Genomic DNA, 21,914 nt, shown 5'->3' with positions numbered 1-21,914 from the left:
AGGCCACGGAGCAAGATACTAGGGCTTCTGGTAGGACTTGTAGTCGTTCTGCAACACGATATGGTCCGCCACGTACTTCGCATCGTGCCAAACCCCATAGATAAATGAAGATGCGCGGTTGACCAGGTTCGGCAAACCCAGGAAGTAAATTCCGCTCTGTGCCGAGATCCCGCGTTTGTGGAACGGCTCGCCTTTCTCGTCGAACGCATCCACCTTCAACCAGCTGAAATCGAAGGTAAAGCCAGTAGCCCAAAGGATTGTGGTCACGCCCGCTTCAGCCAGGTCCAGGCTCAACATCGGATTCACCAAACACTCTGGATCGGGCAACAATTCCCAGGCCTGTGGCTCCGGCGGAAACGGTAAGCCATTGGCCTCGATATACGCATCCGCATCGCGCAGTACATCGAAGTAAGCGCGGTCGCCTTCAGCCACGTTCTCGGCCAACCCCGGTTGAAACGTCATGACGCCCTCCACCCAGTCCTGGGTGACACCCACCAACTGAATCCCCTGATGCGCCAGTCGGCGAAAGTCCACTGTCTTGCCGCCTTCATAGCCACTCACCGCGAACGCCACGTGTTTTTTCTTCGGCTGGATTTTGACTTCATCCCATAAGCCCAATGCACCCAGCCACCAGCAATAGTCACGGCCACGATAGGCACGGGGCGGACGGTAGTGTTCGCCGACCGAGAGGTACACGGTCTTGCCGGCCTTTTGCAGTTCCTCGGCGATCTGCGAGCCGGAGGCACCGGCGCCGACCACCAGCACCGCGCCTTCGGGCAGTTGGCCGGGGTTCTTGTAGGCGGAGGAATGCAGTTGGTGCAGCGCTGCGCTGGCGGGCACGATGTTCGGGATTGAGGGGCGTTGGAACGGGCCGGTGGCGGCCACTACGTTGACGGCTTCGATCACGCCCGCGGAGGTGGTGACCTTGAAGCCGGGGCGGCCTGCATGGCGTTCCACCGACTGGACTTCCACGCCCGTGCGGACAGGGGCCTGCAACTTATCCGCGTAGGCCTCGAAGTAGTCGGCCATGCGCTCTTTCGGCGGGAAGGCTTCCGGCGAAAGGCCTTCGAAGGTGAGGCCGGGAAAGCGGTCATGCCAGGCCGGACCATTGGCGACCAGGGAGTCCCAGCGTTCCGAGCGCCAGCGTTCGGCGATGCGGTGGCGCTCCAGCACGATGTGGGGCACGCCCATCAGGGACAGGTGCTCGCTCATGGCGACGCCGGCCTGGCCTGCGCCGACGACCAGGGTGTTGATTTTTTCGACGGACATAGGCGGTTCCTGAACAGTCATTAGGCGGTTTGGCTTAGCAATTCGGCCACAGCCGTGATTGCCAGTTCATAGCCCAACGCCCCCAACCCGGCGATCACACCGGTGGCGGCCCTGGACACGTAGGAGTGGTGCCGGAAGCTTTCGCGCTGCCAGATATTGCTCATGTGCGCTTCGATGATCGGGCCGTCGAACGCCAGCAGCGCATCGAGGATCGGCACCGAGCTGTAGCTGAGGCCCGCGGCATTGATCACGATGGCGTCGGCGGTCAACCGGGCCTCCTGAATCCAGTCCACCAGCACGCCTTCATGGTTGCTCTGGCGAAAGTCCAGCGTCAGGCCCAGCGCGGCGGCGTGGCGTTGGCAGCGGGCGTCGATGCTGGCGAAGCTTTCGCTGCCATAGGTGCCGTTTTTATCCAGCCCGTACAGGTTGGCGTTAGGCCCGTTGAGGAAAAACACACGATGGGTCATGGGGCACTCCAGGCAATCAGCGCGTTCATACGGCCCAATCGTCCGGCACCACGGCGATCACATCGATCTCCATCAACCACTCTGGCTGGCCCAGCCCGGAGATCACCAAGCCGGTGGAAATCGGGAACACGCCTTTGAGCCACTTGCCCACTTCCTGATACACCGGCTCGCGGTAGCGTGGGTCGATCAGATAGGTGGTGGTCTTCACGATATGCGACAGGTCCGAACCGGCTTCTTCCAGCAGTTGCTTGACGTTCTTCATCGCCTGCTCGGCCTGGGCACGCGGGTCGCCAAGGCCAACCAGGTTGCCGTCGAAATCGGTGCCGATCTGGCCGCGCACGTAAATGGTGTTGCCGGCGCGCACGGCCTGGCACAGGTCGTTGTCCAGCGCCTGGTTGGGGTAGGTCTGTTGGGTATTGAACATGCGGATGCGGGTGTGGGTCGGCATAACGGCAGCTCGTGGTAAGCGGGATAGATCCAGCTTCACACTGCCCCGGTTGCGGCGAAACCAGCATTTGCGCGGGGTAGTGCTTAGGAAAAACCGAAGCCCGTGCAGGTCATCGGTTTGCGCCTGACCCGGCACGAACCCTGCAACACCACCTGCACAGTCATTGTTGAGGGGCAGGCGTCATGCTCAGTCGTATTACTCAGCGTCAACTGGAGTATTTCGTCGCGTCGGGAGAGGCGGGCAGCATCAGTGCGGCCGCCGAGCGCATCCATGTGTCGTCACCGTCGATCTCGGCGGCGATCACCCATATGGAGGCGGAGCTGGGCATCCAGCTGTTTATCCGCCATCACGCCCAGGGCATTTCCCTCACGGCGGTGGGGCGCCTGGTGATGCAGGAAGCCAAGCTGATCCTGGAACAGATGACCAACCTCTACACCATTGCCTCGGAGTCGCTGAACAGTGTGCGCGGGCCGTTGCGCGTGGGTTGCCTGGAGTCGCTGGCACCGATGATCACGCCAGAGCTGGTGTTCGGTTTCGGCCGGGCCTTTCCCGGCGTACGGCTGACGCAAGCCGAGGGCAACCATGAAGAGCTGCTGGAAAAACTGCGCAGCGGCGAGCTGGACATCGCCCTGACCTATGACCTGGTGACCAGCCCGGACATCGACTTCCAACCCCTGGCGCAGTTGCCGCCCTACGTGATGGTGGGCGAGTACCACCCGCTGGCGAATTCGCCGGCCGTGAGCATGCAGGACCTGGAGGCCTACCCGGTGGTGCTGCTCGACACGCCGTGGAGCCGTGACTATTTCCTCAGCCTGTTCATCCAGGCCGGCACCACGCCGAACATCATCATGCGCTCCACCAACCTCGAAACGGTGCGCGCCATGGTCGGCAACGGTATCGGCTATTCCTTCGCGAATGCGCGGCCCAAATCGAACATGTCCCAGGATGGCAAGCGCGTCATCCGTCTGCGCCTGGCGGGTGCACACCGGCCGATGCGCCTGGGCTACGCCACGGCCAGCAACACCCAGCTGTCGCGGGTGGTGTCGGCGTTTGCCGAGCGCTGCCGCATGTTTGTGTCCGACCAGTACATCCCCGGCATGGCGCCGCCGAGCTTTTTTGACCCGCATGCGGTGCGGGTGTTGAGCGGTGTGAGCTGAGGTTGCACCAATAAGTGGCGCGCGCAATACGGCCGATTCAAGCCTGCACCAAAGGTGGGAGGGGGCTTGCCCCCCGATAGCGGTGTGTCAGCTACCCCTCAGTGGGCTGATCCATCGCCATCGGGGGCGAGCCCCCTCGCTCATTGGATCTGCATAGGTTCTGCCTACCCAGTGCCCCGGCTTTTACGAATTGACCCCAACCGCCTCCCACCACGACTCTGAACCCATCGATGTAGATCAACTTCTCAGGGCACAGCGACGATGACATTCGACTGGAATTACATGTTTGGTTTGCTGGGCGATGCCGAGTTCTGGCGGGCGACGTGGACGGTGATCAAGCTCAGTACCCTGACCTGGGTGTTGAGCATTGGCCTGGGCTTTCTGCTGGCACTGGCCAAGCAATCCCGGCATAGTCTGCTCAGCGTGCCGGCCCGCGGCTATATCTGGCTTTTCCGCAGCCTGCCGCTGCTGGTGCTGCTGATCTTTATCTACAACCTGCCGCAAGCGTTGCCGGGTACCTCGGCGGTGCTGGCCGACCCGTTCTGGTCCGGCCTGCTGGCCCTGGTGATCTGCGAAACCGCCTATGTGGCCGAAATCCATCGCGGTGGCCTGCTGTCGATTCCCAAGGGCCAGGGCGAGGCAGCACGGGCGCTGGGCCTGAAGTTCTTCGGCACCCAGTGGCGCGTGGTGATTCCCCAGGCGCTGCGGGTGGCCTTGCCGTCGCTGGCCAACGAATACATCTCTATCGTCAAGCTCACTTCCCTGGTGTCGGTGATCTCTCTGACCGAGATCCTGATGGTCGGCCAGCGCCTGTATTCGCAGAACTTCCTGGTGATCGAAACCATGGCGGCGGTGGCGTTTTTCTACGTGTTTATCGTCACGGTGTTCGACTTTCTGCTCAAACGCCTGGAGCGCTTTCTCGACGTCAACCAGCGCAACGTGTCCCGCGTCCCTGATGCGGCGGTGCTGGCCCTGGCGACGCAAGCGCGCACCGCCTTGGCGCGCCCGGCCCACACTGGCGAGTCGGCGTTGCAAGCCACGCGCTTGCACAAGGCCTACAACGATATCGAGGTGTTGGGCTCGGTGAATCTACAGATCCAGCCCGGTGAAGTGGTGTCGGTGATCGGCCCGTCGGGCTCCGGCAAGACCACGCTGATTCGCCTGCTCAATGGCCTGGAGCAACTGGACAACGGCGAGATCAGGATCAACGGCCAGCCCTTCATTCACTTGAACAAAGTCGGCGCGCAGAAACCCCAGTACATCGAACACGCCGAGCATCGCTTGAACATCGGCATGGTGTTCCAGAGCTTCAACCTGTTCCCGCACTTGAGCGTGCTCGACAACCTGCTGATGGCGCCCAAATACCACCGTTTGGGCACCACCGCCGAGCTCAAGCAACAGGCCTACGCGCTGCTGCACAAGGTCGGCATGCTCGACCACGCCTGGAAGTACCCGCACCAGTTGTCCGGCGGCCAACAGCAACGCGTGGCTATCGCCCGGGCGCTGATGATGCGCCCGCAGATCATGTTGTTCGACGAGCCCACCTCGGCGCTGGACCCGGAGAAGGTCAACGAGGTGCTGCAGGTGATCGAAGCCCTGGCCGAGGAGGGCATCACCATGGTCATCGTCACCCACGAGATGAACTTCGCCTTCAAGGTCTCCGACCGCATCGTGTTCATGGAGAAGGGCCGCGTGGTCTGCGACGACACGCCGGGCGCCCTGCGCAGCGGCCACAACCCACGCGTGGAGGCGTTCCTCAAGGACGTCTCGCTGGCGTGATCTGTTTAACGTTCAGGAAACACTAAAATGATCGAGCAATCGCAAATCGAACAATTCCAGCGCGACGGCTTCCTGGTGGTCGAAGGCGTGCTGTCGCAGGATGAAGTGGCCGCGTTGCAGCACGACTTCGACCAATGGGTGGAAGAAAGCCGCAGCCATGACCGGGGCTGGGGCGCCACCGTCGATGGCCGTGAGCGCTTTGACCTGGAGGGCGACCACCGTGCCGACCACCCGTCGCTGCGCCGGGTCAGCTCGCCCACGGAGATTTCGCCGGCGTATGAGCGCGTGGCGTTGCACTCGCGCATGGCGGCGATTGCCGCGCAGCTGATCGGCGCCCAGGGCACGCGTTTTCATCACAGCAAGATCAATTCCAAGCTGCCCCACACCGCGACCCAGGTGAAGTGGCACCAGGACTTCCTGTTCACACCCCACAGCAACGACGACATCGTCACCGCCTTGCTGATGGTCAGCGAAGTGACCCCGCAGAACGGCCCGCTGAACGTGATCCCCGGCAGCCACAAAGGCCCGCTGTGGTCGCACTGGCAGCATCAGCGTTTCACCGGTTCGGTGGACGACAGCGTGGTCGCGCAACACTGCCAGCAGCCGGTGGCCTGTTACGGCCCGGCCGGCTCGGTGTGCTTCATGCACACCCGGCTGTTGCATGCTTCCAGCCCTAACGAGACCGAACTGCCGCGCACGTTGTTCATCAGCGTCTATGCCGCTGAAGACGCGCTGCCCTTCGGCGAAAACCCGTTGCCCAGTGCGCATGCCGGCCTACTGGTGGCCGGTGAAGAAAGTGGCCTGGTGCGTTCCACCGACAACCACATGCGCCTGCCGCAGAAGCCCCGTGGCGCATCGTTCTTCGTGCAACAGGCGGGACAAGATTCAGCCACTGCCTAACCCCCCTAAACCCTTGCAGGTAATCACCATGACAGCGTTTCGTAAAAGTGTTCGTCCCCTTGCCGTGTGCCTGCTGGGCGCAGCCGTTGCACTGACCTCGTTGGCCGCGTCGGCGTTCCAGCAGGATGGCAAGATCATCGCCGGTTCCGATGTGACGTTCTTCCCCTATGAGTACATGGATAACAACAAGCCGGCAGGCTTTGATATCGAATTCATGGACGGCCTGGGCAAGGTCATGGGCCGTAAGGTCGAGACCCTCGACACGCGCTTTCCCAACCTGATCACCGGCTTGCAGGCCGGACGTTTCGATGTGACCAACTCGTCGATGTACATCACCGCCGAGCGGGTCAAAGTGATCGACATGATCCCTTATCTGAAAAGCGGCGAGTCGATCCTGACCCTCAAGGACAGCAGCTTCCAGCCCAAGACCCCGGAGGAATTCTGCGGCCACAAGATCGGGTCTATGGGCGCCACCTCGTGGCTGGCGCAGATGAACAAGTTGTCCACCGAATACTGTGTGGCCAAGGGCCTGAAGCCGATCCAGATCAGCGAATACAGCACCGACCCGCAAACCACCCAGGCGCTGCTGGCTCACGCGGTTGAAGCGCAGATCACCGACGCCGCCGTGGCCCGGGGCGTGATCGACAAGCTCGGCAGCCGCGTGGTGATCTCGTCCGACACCTTGATCTACCCGGTGCTCAATGGCTTCGGCGTGAAGAAGGGCAATGACACGGTGAAAAAAGCCCTGCTCGACGGCCTGGAAAAATACCGCGCCACGCCGGAGTACGCCGCCCTGCTCAAGAAGTACAACTTCCAGGCGCCGACCGAGGCCGACATCGCTGCACTGATGCCGAAGTAAACCTACACGCGCGTGCCGCAGTCGCCTGCGGCCGCGCCCTGCGGAGTCCGATCCATGGCGTTATCCCACGAAGAACAGACGCGCATCGACCTGGCGGCGACCTTTCGCATCATCGCCCACCTGGGCATGCATGAGGCGGTGGCCAACCACTTCAGCGCTGCTGTCTCGGCCGATGGCAAACAGTTTTTGCTCAACCCGAAGTGGAAGCACTTTTCGCGTATTCGTGCGAGCGATCTGCTGCTGTTGAACGCGGACGATACGGCCTGTGCCGATCATCCCAACGTGGATGCCACGGCGTGGTCGATCCACGGGCAGATCCACCGGCTGCTGCCGCAGACCCGTGCGGTGCTGCACCTGCACCCGGTGTACACCACGGCGGTGGCGTGCCTGGCCAGGCCGCATATTCCGCCGATCGACCAGAACACTGCGCGCTACTTCAACCGCGTGGCCGTGGACGAGTTGTACGGCGGCATGGCCGACACCGAGGCCGAAGGCGCCCGGCTGGCCGGGTTGCTCGACGGCAAGACGCGCTTGTTGATGGGTAACCACGGCGTAATGGTCACGGCCGGTTCCATCGGTGAAGCGTTCGACGACATCTGGACCCTGGAACGTTCCTGCCAGATCCTCGTCACGGCCTGGTCTACCGGGCAGCCGTTGCGGGTGCTGTCCGATGACGTGGCGGAAAAAACCGCGCGCGGCTGGGAAGGCATTGCCGACTTTTCGCGCCAGCATTTCGAAGAAATGAAGCAGTTGATGATCGACGCCGACCCTTCCGTGCTCGACTGAGGACTCCCCATGACGTTTTCCGTTGTCGCCCGCTGCGCTGAGACGGGCCAGTTGGGCATTGCGATCAGCTCATCGAGCATTGCCGTGGGCGCACGTTGCCCCTGGCTGCGCCCCGGTGTGGGCGCGGTGGCGTCGCAGAACATCACCTTGCCGAGCCTGGGGCCACAGGTGCTGGATTTACTGGAGCAGGGCCTGACGCCGAGTGAAGCACTGGCGACCCTGGCCGGTCAGGATCACAGCGAGTATCGCCAGGTCAGCGTGATTGATCATCTGGGCCGCACCGCACATTTCAGCGGTGCGCAGACCCTGGGCATTCACCACGCAGTGAGCGGTGAGGGCTGCGTGGCGGCAGGCAACATGTTGGCCAACGCTGGGGTGATCAAGGCCATGGTGGCGGCTTTTGAAGCGGCCCCGGGGCACCTGGCCGACCGCCTGCTGGCCGCGATGCACGCCGGTGTGGCAGGTGGTGGTGAAGCGGGGCCGGTGCATTCGGCGGCGCTGGTGATCGTCGATGACCTGCTGTGGCCGGTGGTCAATCTGCGCGTGGATTGGGCCGATACGGACCCGATCAGCGCCCTCGACCAACTCTGGCAAGCCTATCGCGGGCAACTGCAGGATTACATCGACCGTGCCCTCAACCCGCAGATCGCACCGGGTTATGCGGTGCCGGGAGATGACCGATGAACAGCCGCGACCTGCTGGCGCAACTGGTGCGTTTCGACACCACCAGCCGCGAATCCAACCTGGCCTTGATCGACTTCGTGCGCACCTACCTGCAAGACCACGGCGTGGCCTGTGAGCTGGTGTACAACGCGCATAAGAGCAAGGCCAATTTGCTTGCGACCATCGGCCCGGCGCAGGTGCCCGGCATCGTGCTGTCCGGGCATACCGATGTAGTGCCGGTGGACGGGCAGCGCTGGCGCGTGGCGCCGTTCGAGCTGACGGAACAGGACGGCAAGTTGTACGGGCGTGGCACGGCCGACATGAAGGGCTACATCGCTTGTGTGCTGGCGTGCGTGCCGGCGTTGGTGCAGGCGTCGTTGCGCATGCCGGTGCATATCGCGCTGTCCTACGATGAGGAAGTCGGCTGCCTGGGCGTGCGCTCGTTGATCGAGCGGTTCCATGGGCAGCCGGTCAAGCCGCTGCTGTGTGTGATTGGCGAACCCACCGAACTCAAACCGGTGCTGGGCCACAAAGGCAAGCTGGCGATGCGCTGCCAGGTGCACGGTACGGCATGCCATTCGGCGTATGCGCCGGCGGGTGTGAACGCGATTGAATACGCGGCGCGCCTGGTCAGCGAGCTGGTGCGTCTGGGCGAAACGCTCAAGGCGACGCAGCATCTGGATGCGCGTTTTGATCCGGCGTTTTCTACGGTGCAGACCGGTTTGATCAGCGGCGGCAAGGCACTGAATATCGTGCCGCAGGAGTGCAGTTTCGACTTTGAAGTGCGCTCGCTACCGGCCCAGGATCCCTGGCAGGTGGTGCAGCAACTGCGCGACTACGCCGAGCACTCCCTGTTGCCGGCAATGTGGGCGGTGAGCGCGCAGGCGGCGATTAACCTCAGCGAGTTGTCCAGTTATCCAGGGCTGGCCACGTCTCCAGAAAGCCAGGCCGCAGAGTGGGTGGCGCAGTTCTGTGGCTCGCCGGATTTTGGCACGGTGGCCTTTGGTACCGAAGGCGGGTTGTTCGACCAGGCCGGTATTCCCACGGTGGTGTGTGGGCCTGGCAGCATGGAGCAGGGCCACAAGCCGGATGAGTTCATCAGCCTGGAGCAGTTGCAGGCCTGTGACCGGATGTTGGCGCGGGTGCTGAAGTTTGTGAGCGTGTAGGTTACCTGTGGTAGGGGGCTTGCCCCCGATGGCGATGGGTCAACTAACAATGCAGTGACTGGATGTCCGCAATCGGGGCAAGCCCCCTCCCACATTTGATCTTTGTTGTGCCCTCGAACTGTCAGTGCTTTGCCACACCCACCCGCCACTGCGCAGGCGGCAGGATTCCATTCACCAGGTAATTGCCCACAATCCGCGACTTGTACACACGCGGGTTGTGGTTCGCCAGCGTGCGCGCATTGCGCCACAGTCGGTCCAGCGCCTTGCTGCTGGCAGTGGCACTGGCGCCCAGGGCATCGAACAAGGCCGTGGTCGCGGCCAGCGTCGCATTCACCACCGGGTTCACCGCCAGGCACACTTCCAGCTCGGCCAATGCAACCTGCGGGTCATCGTCATGCAGTGGCTGGTCGTGGGCAATCACGTACTGCGCGGTGTACTCCAGGCGTTGCGCCGCTTGCTGGGCAATGGCCTGCGCGGCGTAGGCCTGGCTCGCGACTTCACCAATCACCTGTAGCAGTTGCACGTCCTGGCTCGCCGTGTCGGCATTGCCGGTGGTGAAGGTGCGGGCGCGCTGGCTGAGTTCTGCGGCACCACTGAGGGCGGCGCGCCGAGCGATACCGGCGAGGGTGCTGAGGTGGTAGAGCTGGAAGAATGACTGCCCGTGACCAAAGCGCTGTTGGGTGGGGCGTGCGTCGTCGTCCACCACCGGCGCGTTGTCGAAAATGCACGTGCCGCTGGCGGTGAGGCGTTGGCCGAAGCCGTTCCAGTCGTCGACGATCTGCACGCCGGGGGCTTTCAGGTCGACGACAACCGTATACACGGTGCCGTTTTCACCGGTCGCAATGGTGTTGATCAGGTCGCTGTAGAGCGCGCCGGTGGTGTAGAACTTCTTGCCGCTGATGCGCAACGCGCCGGCAGCGTCACGGTGCAGGCGGGTATCAAAATCACCCCGGGCCGCGTTGCCGACTTCGGTGCTGCCGGGCGAGAGCAGGGCGCCTTGGCCGAGGCGGTCCAGCCACTTGGCGCGCCAGTCGAGGTCCTTGGCGCTGAGTACGTCTTCGCAAAAACCAAAGTGGCCGCGCAGGGCCTGGGTGATGTTGGAGTCGGCGGCGGACAGTTCAGTGAGCAGCGTGAGCAACTCGACCAGGCTCGCATCCTGGCCGCCATAACTGGCCGGCAGGCGCCAGCGCGGCAAACCCAGGGCATTCAGTTGCTGGATCACCGTGGCGAGGCTGGCGCGTGTCTGATCCGCCGCGGCGGCTTGCGCGAGAATCTGCGCAAACAGTGGGCGAAACGGCGCGGCCAATTGTTCGTAGCGGGCAGTGGGCGGAGCGCCCCAGATATTCAAAGCGGGAATCGACATGCAATGGACCTTGCTGAAAATGGTTCAGGTGCTGGGGTCCAGTGGTCTGGTGACGTCACCCTAACCCAGGGGCGGCGAAGGTTTTAATACGAAAAGCAACTAGCGACCTGTGGGACGGTTCTATCGATAGTGCCCAACAGTATTAAACCCCGCGCTTTTATTGCGTTAGCTTCTACGTCAAGCAACCAGACTGCATGCCCACAGATGGTTAAACCTACCCTCTAACCCTGTGGGATTTTTCATGATCAACCGTCGAACACTGCTGTCCTTGCTGGGCGTGGCCTCTCTTGCGCTCTATGGTCCGTCGGCCAGCGCCGCCGAGCCGTTGACCCTCGTCGTGGGTGACCAATTCTTCTCCAACCGCATCGTGCTGGAGCTGTCGGGCGAGCTGAAGGACTTGCCGTACACAATCGACTTCAAGCGCTTCAACACCGGCTCTCCGGTGGCCTCGGCCGTGGCCAGCGGCGCGCTGGATGTGGGCATCGTCGGCGACACCCCGGTGATCAGCCTGGCCGCCAATGGCGCGCCGGTGAAAGTCGTCGCCAGCACCCAGACCAGCCTCGACGGCGTGGGCATCGTGGCGCGCAAGGGCATTCACTCGGTGGCCGACCTCAAAGGCAAGACCGTCGCCATCTGGAACGGTTCATGGAGCCAGCAACTGGCGTACAAGGCACTGGATGAAGCGGGTGTGCCGCGCAGCAGCGTCAACTTCAAATACCTGCTGCCCGCCGAGGCCAGCCTGGCGCTGACCCAGGGCGACATCGACGCCTTCGGCACCTGGGAACCCTACGTGTCACTGCAGGAAAAAGAAGGCAGCACCCTGATCCGCAACGCCAAGGGCCTGATGAGTGCGCCGACCTACATCGTGGCGTACGAGCCGGCCCTGGCGCAGAAAAGTGCGATCATCAAAGACTTCATTGCCCGCCTGACTCGCGCCCGAGTCTGGAGCAACACCCACGTCGATGAGTACGCCGAAGCCTGGTCGAAGGCCAACCAGTCGGCGCCGGAAATTGCCAAGGTGTGGTTCAAGCGCGACGCGATCAAGGTACTGCCGATCTCGCCGACGATTATCAGCGAGGCCCAGGCCACGGCGGACTTTTTGGTGGATGCACAGATGTTGAAGCAGCGGTATGACGTGGCGCCGTTGTTTGATCGGGTGCTTTAAACACTGGGGAAACAAGCGCTCATAGTATCCAGCCGATGTTTGTGCAGGTGCTGAACTAGGGTTTTTTGTTCCGGCGCTCACCGGAAACAAAAATCCATTGGCATCGACAAGGAGTAGCCTGTAGGCTACAAGTGATACTGTGACTAATTTGATCGGCAGGACGCCGGAGTTTGATACATGGCTCGACGGTATGCGGGATATTTGGGGGAAAACGGCGATTCTTACTCGCTTGGACCGGGCGGAGGAAAACAATTTTGGGGATTGTGAATCCGTAGGTGACGGTCTGAGTGAGATGCGTGTGTTTGTCGGGCCCGGCTACAGGATGTATTTCGTGCGTACGGGGATCACCGCTTACATGATGCTGTGGGGCAGTGATAAGACCGACCAGAAAAGAGGCATCAAGCGGGCAAAAGAGATTCTCGATGCCCTGAGAGGTAAATGAAATGAGCGAATCGAAATTCAAACCCGAGGACATGCCGATCCTCGATCTGGATACGTCCGGAACCAGCGTCTATGAGGCTTCGCGCTTTCTCGACAGCCCGGAAACCATCAGTGCGTATCTGGCGCAGAGCATGAAGGCTCAAGACCTGCAGGTGCTCATGAAGGCGCTTGCCGAGATTGCCAAGGCCCAAGGTGTGAACAAGGTGGCCGAGGCCGCTGGGGTGAACCGGGAGAGCCTGTATAAAACGTTGAAAGGCGGCTCAAAGACCCGCTATGAAACGATCCAGAAGCTGATGCTGGCCTTGGGCGTCGAGCTGACGGTGCAGCCAATTGCAGGAGCGAGCTTGCTCGCGAAGAAAACCTAGGCAGCGCGTTTACCCAGGGGGGCGCTTTGCCGTTGGCGATCTTCGCGAGCAAGCTCGCTTCTACAGAGGGTGGGCGTTTATCGCACCAGGCACGGCTGTTTGTTGTTGAAGCGCCACCCCGGAATCAAGAATTGCATTGCCACGCTGTCATCCCGCGCGCCTAGGCCCATGCCTTTGTAGACTTCGTGGGCCTGGGCCACCGCGTCCAGGTCGATCTCCACGCCCAGGCCTGGCTTGCTTGGCACTTTCACATAACCGCCTTCGATTTTCAGCGGCACTTTGGTCAGGCGCTGGCCGTCCTGCCAGATCCAGTGGGTGTCGATGGCGGTGATATCGCCCGGCGCGGCGGCGGCGACCTGGGTGAACATTGCCAGGGAAATATCGAAATGGTTGTTGGAGTGCGAGCCCCAGGTGAGGCCCCATTCATGGCACATCTGCGCGACGCGCACCGAGCCCTGCATCGTCCAGAAATGTGGGTCGGCGAGGGGGATGTCCACCGATTGCAACTGGATCGCGTGGCCCATTTCGCGCCAGTCGGTGGCGATCATGTTGGTGGCGGTTTTAAGGCCTGTGGCCCGGCGGAATTCGGCCATGACTTCGCGGCCCGAGTAACCGTTTTCGGCACCGCAGGGGTCTTCGGCATAGGCGAGTACGTGGTGCTGGTCGCGGCACAGGCGGATAGCCTCTTTCAGTGACCAGGCGCCGTTCGGGTCGAGGGTGATGCGTGCGTCCGGGAAGCGTTCGGCCAGGGCGGTGACCGCTTCGATTTCGGCATCGCCGCTCAATACGCCGCCCTTGAGCTTGAAGTCGTTGAAACCGTATTTGGCCTGGGCGGCTTCGGCCAGGCGCACCACGGCGTCGCTGGTCAGGGCTGTTTCGTGGCGCAGGCGGAACCAGTCATCGTCGCTGTCGGCCTCATTGCGATAGGCGAGGGTGGTGGCGCTGCGGTCGCCGACATAGAACAGGTAGCCGAGCATTTTCACCGCATCACGCTGCTGTCCTTCGCCGAGCAGGGCGGCCACTGGTACTTCGAGAAACTGGCCCAGCAAATCGAGCAGTGCCGCTTCCGTGGCGGTGACGGCATGGATGGTGATGCGCAGGTCAAAGGTCTGCAGGCCGCGGCCGGCAGCGTCGCGTGAAGCAAATGTGCTGCGCATCTGGTTGAGGATGCGCTGGTACTGGCCGATGGGCTGGCCGATCACCAGGCTGCGGGCGTCCTCCAGGGTTTCGCGGATGCGCTCGCCGCCGGGTACTTCGCCGACGCCGGTGTTGCCCGAGCTGTCCTTGAGAATCACGATATTGCGCGTGAAGTACGGCCCATGGGCGCCGCTGAGGTTGAGCAACATGCTGTCGTGGCCGGCGACGGGGATGACCTGGAAGTGCGTAACGACGGGAGTATTCATGGCAGGTTCCTGATTGGGCTCAAAGTGGTTTGCCGAGGGCGGCGGTGGGCACGGCGCTCGGTGGCATCAATGCGGCAGAGGGGGCCGTCTTGGCAAAAAACACCAGGATCGCGGCGAGCACCGAGGTGCCGGCCAGGCCATAGAGGCCGCCCTGGATCGAACCGGTGGTTTGCTCCAGAAATCCGAAGGTGGTCGGCGCGACGAAGCCGCCCAGGTTACCGATGGAGTTGATCAGCGCGATCACCGCGGCGGCGATGCGCACATCCAGGTAGCCCTGGGGGATCGGCCAGAACAGTGACGACGCCGACTTGAAGCCGATGGCCGCAAAACAGATCGCCACAAACGCGAAGATCGGCCCGCCGGTGGTCGACATGAACATCCCCGCCGCCGCAATCAACAGCGCTGCCGCGACCCAGGCCTGCTGGAACTTGAACTTGCCCGAGAGTGACGCAAAGGCGTACATGGCGATGATCGAGATCAGCCACGGGATCGAGTTGAAGAAACCGACCTGCACATCACTCAAGTCGCCCATCTTCTTGATGATGCTCGGCAGCCAGAACGTGGCGGCGTAGATCGTCAGCTGGATGCAGAAATACAACGCGCAGAACAGCAGGATCTGGCGGTCCTTGAGCAGCTTGCCGAGGGTCGGCTTGACGCTGGTGAGGGCTTCGCGGTCGCGTTGTTCCTGGTCGATGGCATTGACCAGTGCGTCCTGTTCCTCGCGGGTCATCCACTTGGCGTCGTGGGGCTTGGAGTCCAGCCAGAACCACACAAAGAACCCCAGCGCCACCGAGGCCAGGCCTTCAATGCCAAACATCCATTGCCAGCCATGCAGGCCAAACCCTTCGATCTGCAACAGCGCGCCGGAAAGCGGGCCGGAAATCAGCGACGCGACCGCCGAACCACTGAGGAAAATCGCAATGGCTTTACCGCGTTCCACGCCGGGCAGCCAGCGCGTGAAGTAGTAGATCACCCCTGGGAAAAAGCCGGCTTCAGCCACACCCAGCAGGAAGCGCAGGATGTAGAAGTGGGTTTCGTTCTGGATGAACGCCATCAGCGTGGCGACGATGCCCCAGGTGAACATGATGCGGGTCAGCCAGATACGTGCGCCGACCTTTTGCAGCAGCATATTGGAGGGCACTTCGAAGAGGGCATAGCCGATGAAGAACAACCCGGCACCGAAGCCATACGCCGCTGCGCCGATGCCCAGGTCGTGTTCCATGTGCGTGCGCACAAAGCCGATATTGACCCGGTCGATGTAGTTGAGGATGAACATGATCACGAACAGTGGGAGCACATGGCCCTTCACTTTGCTCACGGCGCGCGTGAGGACTGGATCATTTTCGGGTGTGGCAGATGCGTGGCTTGAGGTGGTCACCATTCAAAACTCCCCCTGATTGTTTTTATGCGGGTGTGCGTGTCTTGTTGATAGACATCATACAAGTCGATTTATTTTTTTCGCAACAATATCGGGGTTTTTTGGTTTTAAAATGCGTTTATTAATGTGTTGTCATACAAGTGGGTGGTTTTTTGACATCAAACACCCTGAAGACGCGAGGGACAGATGGGGATGTTAAGCTTGCGGCTGCTCAACCCTGTGGATGCGTAATATGCCCATCGATAATGGAAGCTCTGTCCGCAGACGCTCCACCAACCTGGCCCAAGGCGTGGTCGACGCGTTGACCCAGCGCATCCTGCTCGGCCAACTCAAACCCGGTGAAAAACTGCCCTCGGAATCCACCATCGTGCGCGAACACGGCGTGAGCCGAACGGTGGTGCGCGAGGCTATCTCCAAGTTGCAGGCGTCCGGCCTGGTCGAGACCCGCCACGGTATCGGCACCTTTGTATTGGAGCAGCAGGCCCAGCAAGGTTTGCGCCTGCATGTAGACACGGTGGCCAGCGTGCGCAACATGCTGGAATTGCGCCTGGGTCTTGAAGTACAAGCCGTCGCTTTGGCGGCGGTGCGCAGGACCGACACCCAACTGGCCCACATGCGCCAGGCGCTGGACGACTATCAGGCTTCCCTGGCCAATAACGACAGTTGTGTGGAGGAAGACAAACGCTTTCACCAACTGATCGCCGAGGCCACCGGCAACACCTTCTTCACCGAAATCATGCTGCACCTGGGCAATGCGATGATCCCGCGCACCCAGGTCAAGGGGGATGAGCGCGGCGGTGCCGACTTCGCCAGGCTGGGGCAGTTGGCGAACCTGGAGCACGAGGCAATCTTCAACGCGGTCAAGCGCCAGGACCCGGATGCCGCCCGCGCCGCCATGGTGTTGCACCTGACCAACAGCCGCGATCGGTTTTCCGGGGAGCAGGGCCGTTGAACGAACACACCTTATCCCAGCGCCTGGAGCGCGTGGCCGCCAACGTACCGGCGGGTGCGCGACTGGCCGACATCGGTTCCGATCACGCTTACCTGCCGGTGGCGTTGATGCGCCGAGGTGCGATCACGGCGGCGCTGGCGGGGGAGGTGGCGACCACGCCCTTCAGTGCCGCGCTACGTACCGTGCGCGACAACGGCCTGGAACAGCAGATCACCGTGCGCCTGGCCGATGGTCTGGCGGCCATCGAACCCCATGACGGCATCACCGCCATCAGCATCTGCGGCATGGGCGGCGAGACGATCCGCGACATTCTTGAACACGGCAAACTGCACCTGAGCGGCCAGGAACGCCTGATCCTGCAACCTAACGGTGGCGAACAACCGCTGCGCCAATGGCTGATGCACAACAGTTACTCCATCCTCCATGAAGAGCTGCTGCGCGAGAACCGTTTCTACTACGAAATCATCGTCGCCGAGCGCACCGGGCCGGTGGCCTACACCGCCGAACAGCTGTACTTCGGCCCCCTGCAAATGCAGGCGCGCAGCCCGGCGTTCCTGGCCAAGTGGCAGCGCCTGTTGCAGCAAAAGCACAAGACCCTGGCCAGTTTCGAGCAGGCGCGGCAGGCAGTGCCGCCAGACAAGTGGCAGGAGATTTCCCAGCAGGCCAGGTGGATAACCGCGCTGCTGGCTTGATCGACCCTCATTCAAACCTGATGACCAAGGAAAACCACCATGGCAGACGCCATCGACCCCACCTTCTACGACCGCGCCGACGCGCATATCGAGCTGTCGAACGAGCAGCTCCAGACCCACGAAAACCTCGGCCAGGTCAGCGCTTCGATGATGTTTGGCACCACGCGCTTCAACGCCTGGGCGAGTGCGCGCAACTTCAAGTCGGGTGCGCAAATGGCCGATGCACGGGAAGCGATGTTGAAGTACTTCTGCGATCAGTACCGGATGATGCTTGAGGATAATCTGGATGATCACATCAATAATTTCGACCGGTACATGGCCGGACAGGCGCAAGGGTAAGGGAGGCTGTCGGGGGTTGAAAAGGTGGGAGGGGGCTTGCCCCCTAATGCGGTGGGCCAGCGAAGAATGTGCTTAATGACACACTGCCATCGGGGGCAAGCCCCCTCCCACCTTGGGTTTGTGGCGTGGTTACAAATTTGCGCGCAGTAATGGGTGCTTTTGCCCCATTTCAGGGCGCTTTGCATGCACCGTCAGTGTGCCACCCCGCCTGTATCCGGCCTCTCCATCAGCGGCCCACATCTTGCTAGTGCCTTCCCAATCAATGACATGGCATTTTGCTGTTAGTCATTTCAAGGCTTCACCCAGCGGTGCACCGCCTGGGTCGTTTTTGGGGAGTGTTTGCACATGCACAGCCTTTTATCACCGGGTATCCGCCTGCTGGGACGGTTCGGCTTTGCGCGCAAGTTCCAGATTCTGTTCTTCCTGTTCATGCTGCCCCTGGCGGGCAGCCTGTGGATGATCGGCGCGGACTATCGAGACAAGCTGACCGTCATTTCCAGCGAGCAATCCGGCGTTCGCCAACTGCTGGCCCTGGATGGGCTGGACGGCCAGTTGACGGCGCAGCGCAACCTGGCCGCGCGCTGGAAAGCCGCCGACATCCTGCACGCCCCGACACCGGCGGCGAAGGCGGCGATGGACAAGGTCGATGCGAATTTCCCGCTGATCCTGCAAAGCCTGCAAGCCCTGGGGGATTCACTCAAAGCCCGGAATGCCGGTGCCGACGTGCTGGCCCGCTTCGACGCGTTGCAGGCCACGGTCAAGGGCATGGACTCGCAATCGCTGCGCACCGTGGGCTGGTGGCCGGACGGTTACGACCGTTTCACCTCGGCCCTGACCGCCATGCAAACCCTGCGCGAACAGATCACCCTGGACGCCGGCCTGATTCTCGACCCATGGCTGGAAACCTACCTGTTGATGCAGATGTCCACCCAGCACACGCCGGACCTGATCGAGCGCATCGGACGCATGGCCAGTGTCGGCCAGTCATCCATCGCCTCGGGCCAATTCACCTTGCAAAGCCGTTTGCAGATGCGTGACCTGCGCGGCCGTATCGGCGATGCGCGCGACCAACTGGTCAAGGCGGCGGCCTCGCTCAAGGCCAAGCAATATGCCGGCCTGGAACCCTGGACCACCCAGTACGACACCAGCCTGCAACGCCTGGACGACCAACTCAAAGTGCTCGACGACGGCGTGTTCGGCGGCACCATCAAGCTCGACACGGCGGCCTTTGAGGCCAGTGTCGACGGCATGCTCGATAGCCTCGGCGCGCTGCGCAACCAATCCCTCGACTCGCTGGATGCGCGCCTGGGGCACTACCGTGATCGCTCGTTGCAGAAGTTCGTCCCCGTCGCGGCGACTTTCAGTCTGCTGGCCCTGGCCGCGTTGTACCTGTTCATGTGCCTGCAAGCCTCCATCCGCCGCAGCGCCAGCGGCATCACCACCCTGGCCGAGTCCCTGCGTGACGGCAACCTGTGCGTGGAGGTGGCGGTGGAAGGGCGCGACGAACTGGCGGCCATCAGCACTGCGCTGAACGTGGCGGTGGTGCAACTGCGTACCAGCCTGCTGGGGGTCAACCACGAGACGCAGCAGCTCGGCTCGGCGGTGCTTACCCTCAATTCGCAATCGGGCAGCACCCTCACCGAAGTCGAAGACCAGCAACACCAGATCAGCCAGATTGCCGCCGCCGCGACCCAGTTGGCGGCGACCTCCCTGGGCGTCGCCAAAAGCTGCGAACAGGCCTCGGGCAGCGCCCAGCAGACGCGGCGTATTGCCGAAGACAGCAGCCGTGACAGCCAGCGCACCACGGCCAGCATCCAGCAGCTCAACCAACGCCTGACTGACACCGCCGATGCGCTGGAGCAAGTCAGCCAGCAGGGCCAGCAGATTCAATCGGTGGTCGACACCATTCGCGGCATCGCCGAACAGACCAACCTGCTGGCCCTCAACGCCGCCATCGAAGCCGCGCGCGCCGGCGAGCAGGGCCGTGGTTTTGCGGTGGTGGCCGATGAAGTGCGCAGTTTGTCGCAACGCACCCAGGCCTCCACCGCGCAAATTGCCGGCACTGTGGACAGCCTGCGCGCCACGGTCAGCCAGGCCGTCACCCTGATGGGCGCCGCGTGCGAACAAGCGCTGACGGATGCGGAGTCCGTCACCGGGCTGGGCACCCGTTTGGGCGAGATCGCCGGGGCGGTGCAGCACGTGACCGACACCCTGGCGCAGATCGCCACCGCCGTCGAGGAACAAGCGGCGACGGCGGATGAAGTGAGCGGCAACATCCAGCAAGTGGACCAGGCCGCCGGGCGCTTGCTCGACGGTGCGCGGGCAGTGAACCGCGCAGCCGATACCCTGAGCAAAGGCAGCCAGGCACTGAGTGACAACACTGCGCGGTTCCGCCTGGGCTGAGCTGTCTTCCAAACAAACCAGATCCAATGTGGGAGGGGGCTTGCTCCCGATTGCGGTGTACCAGTCAACAGATTCAGCGACTGACACACCGCATTCGGGAGCAAGCCCCCTCCCACATGTTGTCCTGCGCTGTTTTCAGCACCGGGTCAGGTCCTCCTCCTGCGGCCGTGTCCTCAGGCGATCTTCACATTCATGGTGATCTTCGCCGTAAACACCTTCATCCCGCCCTCATCGAAAATATCCACCGGCACGATCTTGTCGCCAGCCGTTGCCCAGTCAATGCAACTGCCATCCGCCACCGCACGGATGTTCGACTTGGCCTTTGCCAGGTACTCCACGGTCATGCCCTTGGGAATCCACTTGGCGCCTTGGGGGATCGACACATCGGTCATCGTGCCACCGGCCAATTCCGCCGCGTTGCACAACGCAATGGCATGCACCGAGGCCAGGTGGTTGGTGATTTCCTTGCGAAACGGCACGTTGACCGCCGCATGGCCTGGGCGCAGTTCGGCGATTTCAGGGTTGATGGTGCTGAAGTAGGGCGCCACCTGGCAGGCCATCTGGCTGAAGGCGGCTGGGCCGACGCTGTTGAACATGCTGAGAAACTGACTCATGGATTTCCTCCTGATAGGTTTACAGAATAATATTCTGTTGCGGAACAATATTCTGTTAATTCCAAGGGTGTCAAGCCATGCCTTCTCTAGCGGCTGCTGTACCTTTAGACTCCGCACATTTGGCGAGCGACTTCATGCACGCACCTGACCTGATCGAGCGCACCTTCCCGGGCCGGCGCAGTGACCTCAAGCGCAGCATCCTGCGCGAGGCGCTGGCCTGTTTTAACGAGGTGGGTATTGAAGCCACGAACATCGAAACCATCCGCGCGCGGTGCGACACCAGCGTGGGCGCCATCTACCACCATTTCGGCAGCAAGGAAGGCATCGTTGCCGCGCTGTTTTTTGCCGCGCTGGAGGACCAGGCCGCACTGCGTGAGCACTACCTGACCCAGGCGCAAACCGCCCAGGCAGGCGTGGAGGCATTGGTGCGCAGCTATGTGGAGTGGGTGGACGCACAACCCGACTGGGCGCGTTTTGTGTTCCAGAGCCGTTTCGCCGTGGCCAACGGCCCGTTCAAGGATGAACTGCTCACCCGCAACAAACAGCGCAATCGGCAGTTGACCGAGTGGATGAGCGAGGAGGGCCGCGCTCAAGCGTTCAGCCACATTCCCGCCGAGCTTTTGCTATCGCTGATCATTGGCGCGGCAGAAAACTACGCCCGGGCGTGGTTGTCCGGGCGGGTCAAGAACAGCCCGAATGCCTATGCGTCGTTGTTGGCCCAGGCGGCGTGGGCGTCGATCAGCCAAACGCCTCCACAATAAACGCCTCGAGTGTCTTCTCTTCCAGGATCTCCATGGAAAAGTGCCCGAAGCGCTTGGGTAGCCAGATAATGCGCCCGCCGGAAGTCGACTGCAGGTTCTCGCGGGCCAGGGGCACGCCGTTTTCATTCTCGGGCTGCACACCGGCGGCGATCAGCTCGTCATAGGCGACCTCGATGTCCGGTGTGGTGTAGCAGTGACGGTAAATCATGCCTTCGCCGTGGGCGTCCAACAGCTCGCGCAGATTCCCGGCAATCGGCTGCACCAGCATGAACCGCTCTTGCCCCATCAGCACCACGGCATAACGCACATGCAAACCGCCGCGTTCCCACACAAAGGTCTTGGAGATGCGTGCCTTGAGGATGTTTGCGTAATAGGCGCAGGCCTCCTCGAGGTTTTCGACCAGTATGTCGACGTGACTGAACTTCAGGTCCATGGCGGAACTCCTGTGGATTCGATCCCCATGGTAACCACGAGTGTTTGTCGCGTTGAAATTTAATTGTCGGCACTCCCGGACGCTGGCGTAGTCTGTTTCCAAGACATCCCT

The 21,914-nt window shown here is 62.0% G+C and carries 23 protein-coding genes; 15 read left to right on the top strand and 8 right to left on the bottom strand.

Annotated features, from left to right (window positions below; genetic code table 11):
• Window positions 1-18 precede the first annotated feature (18 nt).
• The 3 genes from ACZ445_RS20840 to ACZ445_RS20830 are packed head-to-tail and all read right to left on the bottom strand — an operon-like array spanning window position 19 to window position 2,184.
• On the bottom strand, window positions 19-1,269 hold the full coding sequence (locus ACZ445_RS20840; protein ID WP_310864137.1) for a flavin-containing monooxygenase: 1,251 nt from the start codon (window positions 1,267-1,269) through the stop codon (window positions 19-21).
• 20 nt (window positions 1,270-1,289) lie between these two features.
• Window positions 1,290-1,736, bottom strand: a complete 447-nt coding sequence (locus ACZ445_RS20835) for a type II 3-dehydroquinate dehydratase (RefSeq protein ID WP_058425660.1) — start codon at window positions 1,734-1,736, stop codon at window positions 1,290-1,292.
• Between the two features lie 25 nt (window positions 1,737-1,761).
• Entirely contained in the window at window positions 1,762-2,184 is a 423-nt protein-coding gene (locus ACZ445_RS20830) for a RidA family protein (protein WP_058425659.1), read from the bottom strand.
• Window positions 2,185-2,366: 182 nt separating this feature from the next.
• Between ACZ445_RS20830 and ACZ445_RS20825 the strand changes: the two genes are divergently transcribed.
• From ACZ445_RS20825 to argE, 7 genes are all read left to right on the top strand, one after another.
• The gene (locus ACZ445_RS20825; RefSeq protein ID WP_058425658.1) at window positions 2,367-3,341 is read left to right on the top strand and encodes a LysR family transcriptional regulator; all 975 of its coding nucleotides are present in this window, start codon (window positions 2,367-2,369) and stop codon (window positions 3,339-3,341) included.
• A gap of 261 nt (window positions 3,342-3,602) precedes the next feature.
• Window positions 3,603-5,120: an amino acid ABC transporter permease/ATP-binding protein gene (locus tag ACZ445_RS20820; protein ID WP_058425657.1), complete on the top strand. Its 1,518-nt coding sequence runs from the start codon at window positions 3,603-3,605 to the stop codon at window positions 5,118-5,120.
• A gap of 27 nt (window positions 5,121-5,147) precedes the next feature.
• Window positions 5,148-6,020 (top strand): phytanoyl-CoA dioxygenase family protein, encoded by an 873-nt coding sequence (locus ACZ445_RS20815; RefSeq protein ID WP_310864138.1) that lies wholly within the window; start codon window positions 5,148-5,150, stop codon window positions 6,018-6,020.
• 28 nt (window positions 6,021-6,048) lie between these two features.
• Window positions 6,049-6,879, top strand: a complete 831-nt coding sequence (locus ACZ445_RS20810; RefSeq protein ID WP_310864139.1) for an ABC transporter substrate-binding protein — start codon at window positions 6,049-6,051, stop codon at window positions 6,877-6,879.
• A 54-nt stretch (window positions 6,880-6,933) separates the two neighbouring features.
• Complete coding sequence (locus ACZ445_RS20805) at window positions 6,934-7,665, top strand: class II aldolase and adducin N-terminal domain-containing protein (RefSeq protein WP_058425654.1); 732 nt, start codon at window positions 6,934-6,936, stop codon at window positions 7,663-7,665.
• Window positions 7,666-7,674: 9 nt separating this feature from the next.
• On the top strand, window positions 7,675-8,349 hold the full coding sequence (locus tag ACZ445_RS20800) for a DUF1028 domain-containing protein (RefSeq protein WP_058425653.1): 675 nt from the start codon (window positions 7,675-7,677) through the stop codon (window positions 8,347-8,349).
• Complete coding sequence (argE, locus tag ACZ445_RS20795) at window positions 8,346-9,494, top strand: acetylornithine deacetylase (protein WP_464707511.1); 1,149 nt, start codon at window positions 8,346-8,348, stop codon at window positions 9,492-9,494. The genes ACZ445_RS20800 and argE overlap by 4 nt, the downstream gene beginning before the upstream one ends.
• A 121-nt stretch (window positions 9,495-9,615) precedes the next feature.
• On the opposite strand, the gene ACZ445_RS20790 is transcribed toward argE, so the two are convergent.
• Window positions 9,616-10,857 (bottom strand): acyl-CoA dehydrogenase family protein, encoded by a 1,242-nt coding sequence (locus ACZ445_RS20790; protein ID WP_464707510.1) that lies wholly within the window; start codon window positions 10,855-10,857, stop codon window positions 9,616-9,618.
• 241 nt (window positions 10,858-11,098) lie between these two features.
• Between ACZ445_RS20790 and ACZ445_RS20785 the strand changes: the two genes are divergently transcribed.
• From ACZ445_RS20785 to ACZ445_RS20775, 3 genes are all read left to right on the top strand, one after another.
• Window positions 11,099-12,022: an ABC transporter substrate-binding protein gene (locus tag ACZ445_RS20785; RefSeq protein WP_058425650.1), complete on the top strand. Its 924-nt coding sequence runs from the start codon at window positions 11,099-11,101 to the stop codon at window positions 12,020-12,022.
• 139 nt (window positions 12,023-12,161) lie between these two features.
• Complete coding sequence (locus ACZ445_RS20780) at window positions 12,162-12,464, top strand: type II toxin-antitoxin system RelE/ParE family toxin (protein ID WP_464707509.1); 303 nt, start codon at window positions 12,162-12,164, stop codon at window positions 12,462-12,464.
• Window position 12,465: 1 nt separating this feature from the next.
• Entirely contained in the window at window positions 12,466-12,828 is a 363-nt protein-coding gene (locus tag ACZ445_RS20775) for an addiction module antidote protein (RefSeq protein WP_058425648.1), read from the top strand.
• 77 nt (window positions 12,829-12,905) lie between these two features.
• Here ACZ445_RS20775 and gudD read toward each other — a convergent pair whose 3' ends face one another.
• Both gudD and ACZ445_RS20765 read right to left on the bottom strand, forming a co-directional pair.
• Window positions 12,906-14,231, bottom strand: a complete 1,326-nt coding sequence (gene gudD / locus ACZ445_RS20770) for a glucarate dehydratase (protein WP_058425647.1) — start codon at window positions 14,229-14,231, stop codon at window positions 12,906-12,908.
• 19 nt (window positions 14,232-14,250) lie between these two features.
• Complete coding sequence (locus ACZ445_RS20765) at window positions 14,251-15,609, bottom strand: MFS transporter (protein WP_122304921.1); 1,359 nt, start codon at window positions 15,607-15,609, stop codon at window positions 14,251-14,253.
• A gap of 232 nt (window positions 15,610-15,841) precedes the next feature.
• Between ACZ445_RS20765 and ACZ445_RS20760 the strand changes: the two genes are divergently transcribed.
• From ACZ445_RS20760 to ACZ445_RS20745, 4 genes are all read left to right on the top strand, one after another.
• Complete coding sequence (locus ACZ445_RS20760) at window positions 15,842-16,561, top strand: FadR/GntR family transcriptional regulator (protein ID WP_310864142.1); 720 nt, start codon at window positions 15,842-15,844, stop codon at window positions 16,559-16,561.
• The gene (locus tag ACZ445_RS20755; RefSeq protein ID WP_058425644.1) at window positions 16,558-17,253 is read left to right on the top strand and encodes a tRNA (adenine(22)-N(1))-methyltransferase; all 696 of its coding nucleotides are present in this window, start codon (window positions 16,558-16,560) and stop codon (window positions 17,251-17,253) included. Before ACZ445_RS20760 ends, ACZ445_RS20755 begins: the two co-directional genes overlap by 4 nt.
• 39 nt (window positions 17,254-17,292) lie before the next feature.
• Window positions 17,293-17,592 carry a DUF3144 domain-containing protein gene (locus ACZ445_RS20750; protein ID WP_179029870.1) on the top strand — a complete coding sequence of 100 codons (300 nt, stop codon included), beginning with the start codon at window positions 17,293-17,295 and terminating at the stop codon, window positions 17,590-17,592.
• Window positions 17,593-17,937: 345 nt separating this feature from the next.
• Window positions 17,938-19,995, top strand: coding sequence for a methyl-accepting chemotaxis protein (locus ACZ445_RS20745; protein WP_464707508.1), 2,058 nt, complete (start codon window positions 17,938-17,940; stop codon window positions 19,993-19,995).
• Between the two features lie 173 nt (window positions 19,996-20,168).
• Here the strand turns inward: ACZ445_RS20745 and ACZ445_RS20740 are convergent, their stop codons facing one another.
• A complete protein-coding gene (locus ACZ445_RS20740; RefSeq protein ID WP_464707507.1) occupies window positions 20,169-20,609 on the bottom strand; it encodes a hotdog fold domain-containing protein in 441 nt (146 codons plus the stop codon).
• A gap of 134 nt (window positions 20,610-20,743) precedes the next feature.
• Between ACZ445_RS20740 and ACZ445_RS20735 the strand changes: the two genes are divergently transcribed.
• Window positions 20,744-21,370, top strand: a complete 627-nt coding sequence (locus ACZ445_RS20735) for a TetR/AcrR family transcriptional regulator (protein WP_179029213.1) — start codon at window positions 20,744-20,746, stop codon at window positions 21,368-21,370.
• Here the strand turns inward: ACZ445_RS20735 and ACZ445_RS20730 are convergent.
• Entirely contained in the window at window positions 21,348-21,803 is a 456-nt protein-coding gene (locus ACZ445_RS20730) for a VOC family protein (RefSeq protein ID WP_464707506.1), read from the bottom strand. The genes ACZ445_RS20735 and ACZ445_RS20730 overlap by 23 nt on opposite strands.
• Between the last annotated feature and the right edge of the window lie 111 nt (window positions 21,804-21,914).

It is taken from the genome of Pseudomonas allii, assembly GCF_055380095.1.
Note: the sequence above shows the minus strand (reverse complement) of the source record. Positions and strands in the feature narration are given on the sequence as shown.

Coding starts and splice junctions, on each gene's coding strand:
- ACZ445_RS20840 (WP_310864137.1), bottom strand. CDS start 1,269: ATGTCCGTCGAAAAAATCAACACCCTGGTCGTCGGCGCAGGCCAGGCC.
- ACZ445_RS20835 (WP_058425660.1), bottom strand. CDS start 1,736: ATGACCCATCGTGTGTTTTTCCTCAACGGGCCTAACGCCAACCTGTAC.
- ACZ445_RS20830 (WP_058425659.1), bottom strand. CDS start 2,184: ATGCCGACCCACACCCGCATCCGCATGTTCAATACCCAACAGACCTAC.
- ACZ445_RS20825 (WP_058425658.1), top strand. CDS start 2,367: ATGCTCAGTCGTATTACTCAGCGTCAACTGGAGTATTTCGTCGCGTCG.
- ACZ445_RS20820 (WP_058425657.1), top strand. CDS start 3,603: ATGACATTCGACTGGAATTACATGTTTGGTTTGCTGGGCGATGCCGAG.
- ACZ445_RS20815 (WP_310864138.1), top strand. CDS start 5,148: ATGATCGAGCAATCGCAAATCGAACAATTCCAGCGCGACGGCTTCCTG.
- ACZ445_RS20810 (WP_310864139.1), top strand. CDS start 6,049: ATGACAGCGTTTCGTAAAAGTGTTCGTCCCCTTGCCGTGTGCCTGCTG.
- ACZ445_RS20805 (WP_058425654.1), top strand. CDS start 6,934: ATGGCGTTATCCCACGAAGAACAGACGCGCATCGACCTGGCGGCGACC.
- ACZ445_RS20800 (WP_058425653.1), top strand. CDS start 7,675: ATGACGTTTTCCGTTGTCGCCCGCTGCGCTGAGACGGGCCAGTTGGGC.
- argE (WP_464707511.1), top strand. CDS start 8,346: ATGAACAGCCGCGACCTGCTGGCGCAACTGGTGCGTTTCGACACCACC.
- ACZ445_RS20790 (WP_464707510.1), bottom strand. CDS start 10,857: ATGTCGATTCCCGCTTTGAATATCTGGGGCGCTCCGCCCACTGCCCGC.
- ACZ445_RS20785 (WP_058425650.1), top strand. CDS start 11,099: ATGATCAACCGTCGAACACTGCTGTCCTTGCTGGGCGTGGCCTCTCTT.
- ACZ445_RS20775 (WP_058425648.1), top strand. CDS start 12,466: ATGAGCGAATCGAAATTCAAACCCGAGGACATGCCGATCCTCGATCTG.
- gudD (WP_058425647.1), bottom strand. CDS start 14,231: ATGAATACTCCCGTCGTTACGCACTTCCAGGTCATCCCCGTCGCCGGC.
- ACZ445_RS20760 (WP_310864142.1), top strand. CDS start 15,842: ATGCCCATCGATAATGGAAGCTCTGTCCGCAGACGCTCCACCAACCTG.
- ACZ445_RS20750 (WP_179029870.1), top strand. CDS start 17,293: ATGGCAGACGCCATCGACCCCACCTTCTACGACCGCGCCGACGCGCAT.
- ACZ445_RS20745 (WP_464707508.1), top strand. CDS start 17,938: ATGCACAGCCTTTTATCACCGGGTATCCGCCTGCTGGGACGGTTCGGC.
- ACZ445_RS20740 (WP_464707507.1), bottom strand. CDS start 20,609: ATGAGTCAGTTTCTCAGCATGTTCAACAGCGTCGGCCCAGCCGCCTTC.
- ACZ445_RS20735 (WP_179029213.1), top strand. CDS start 20,744: ATGCACGCACCTGACCTGATCGAGCGCACCTTCCCGGGCCGGCGCAGT.
- ACZ445_RS20730 (WP_464707506.1), bottom strand. CDS start 21,803: ATGGACCTGAAGTTCAGTCACGTCGACATACTGGTCGAAAACCTCGAG.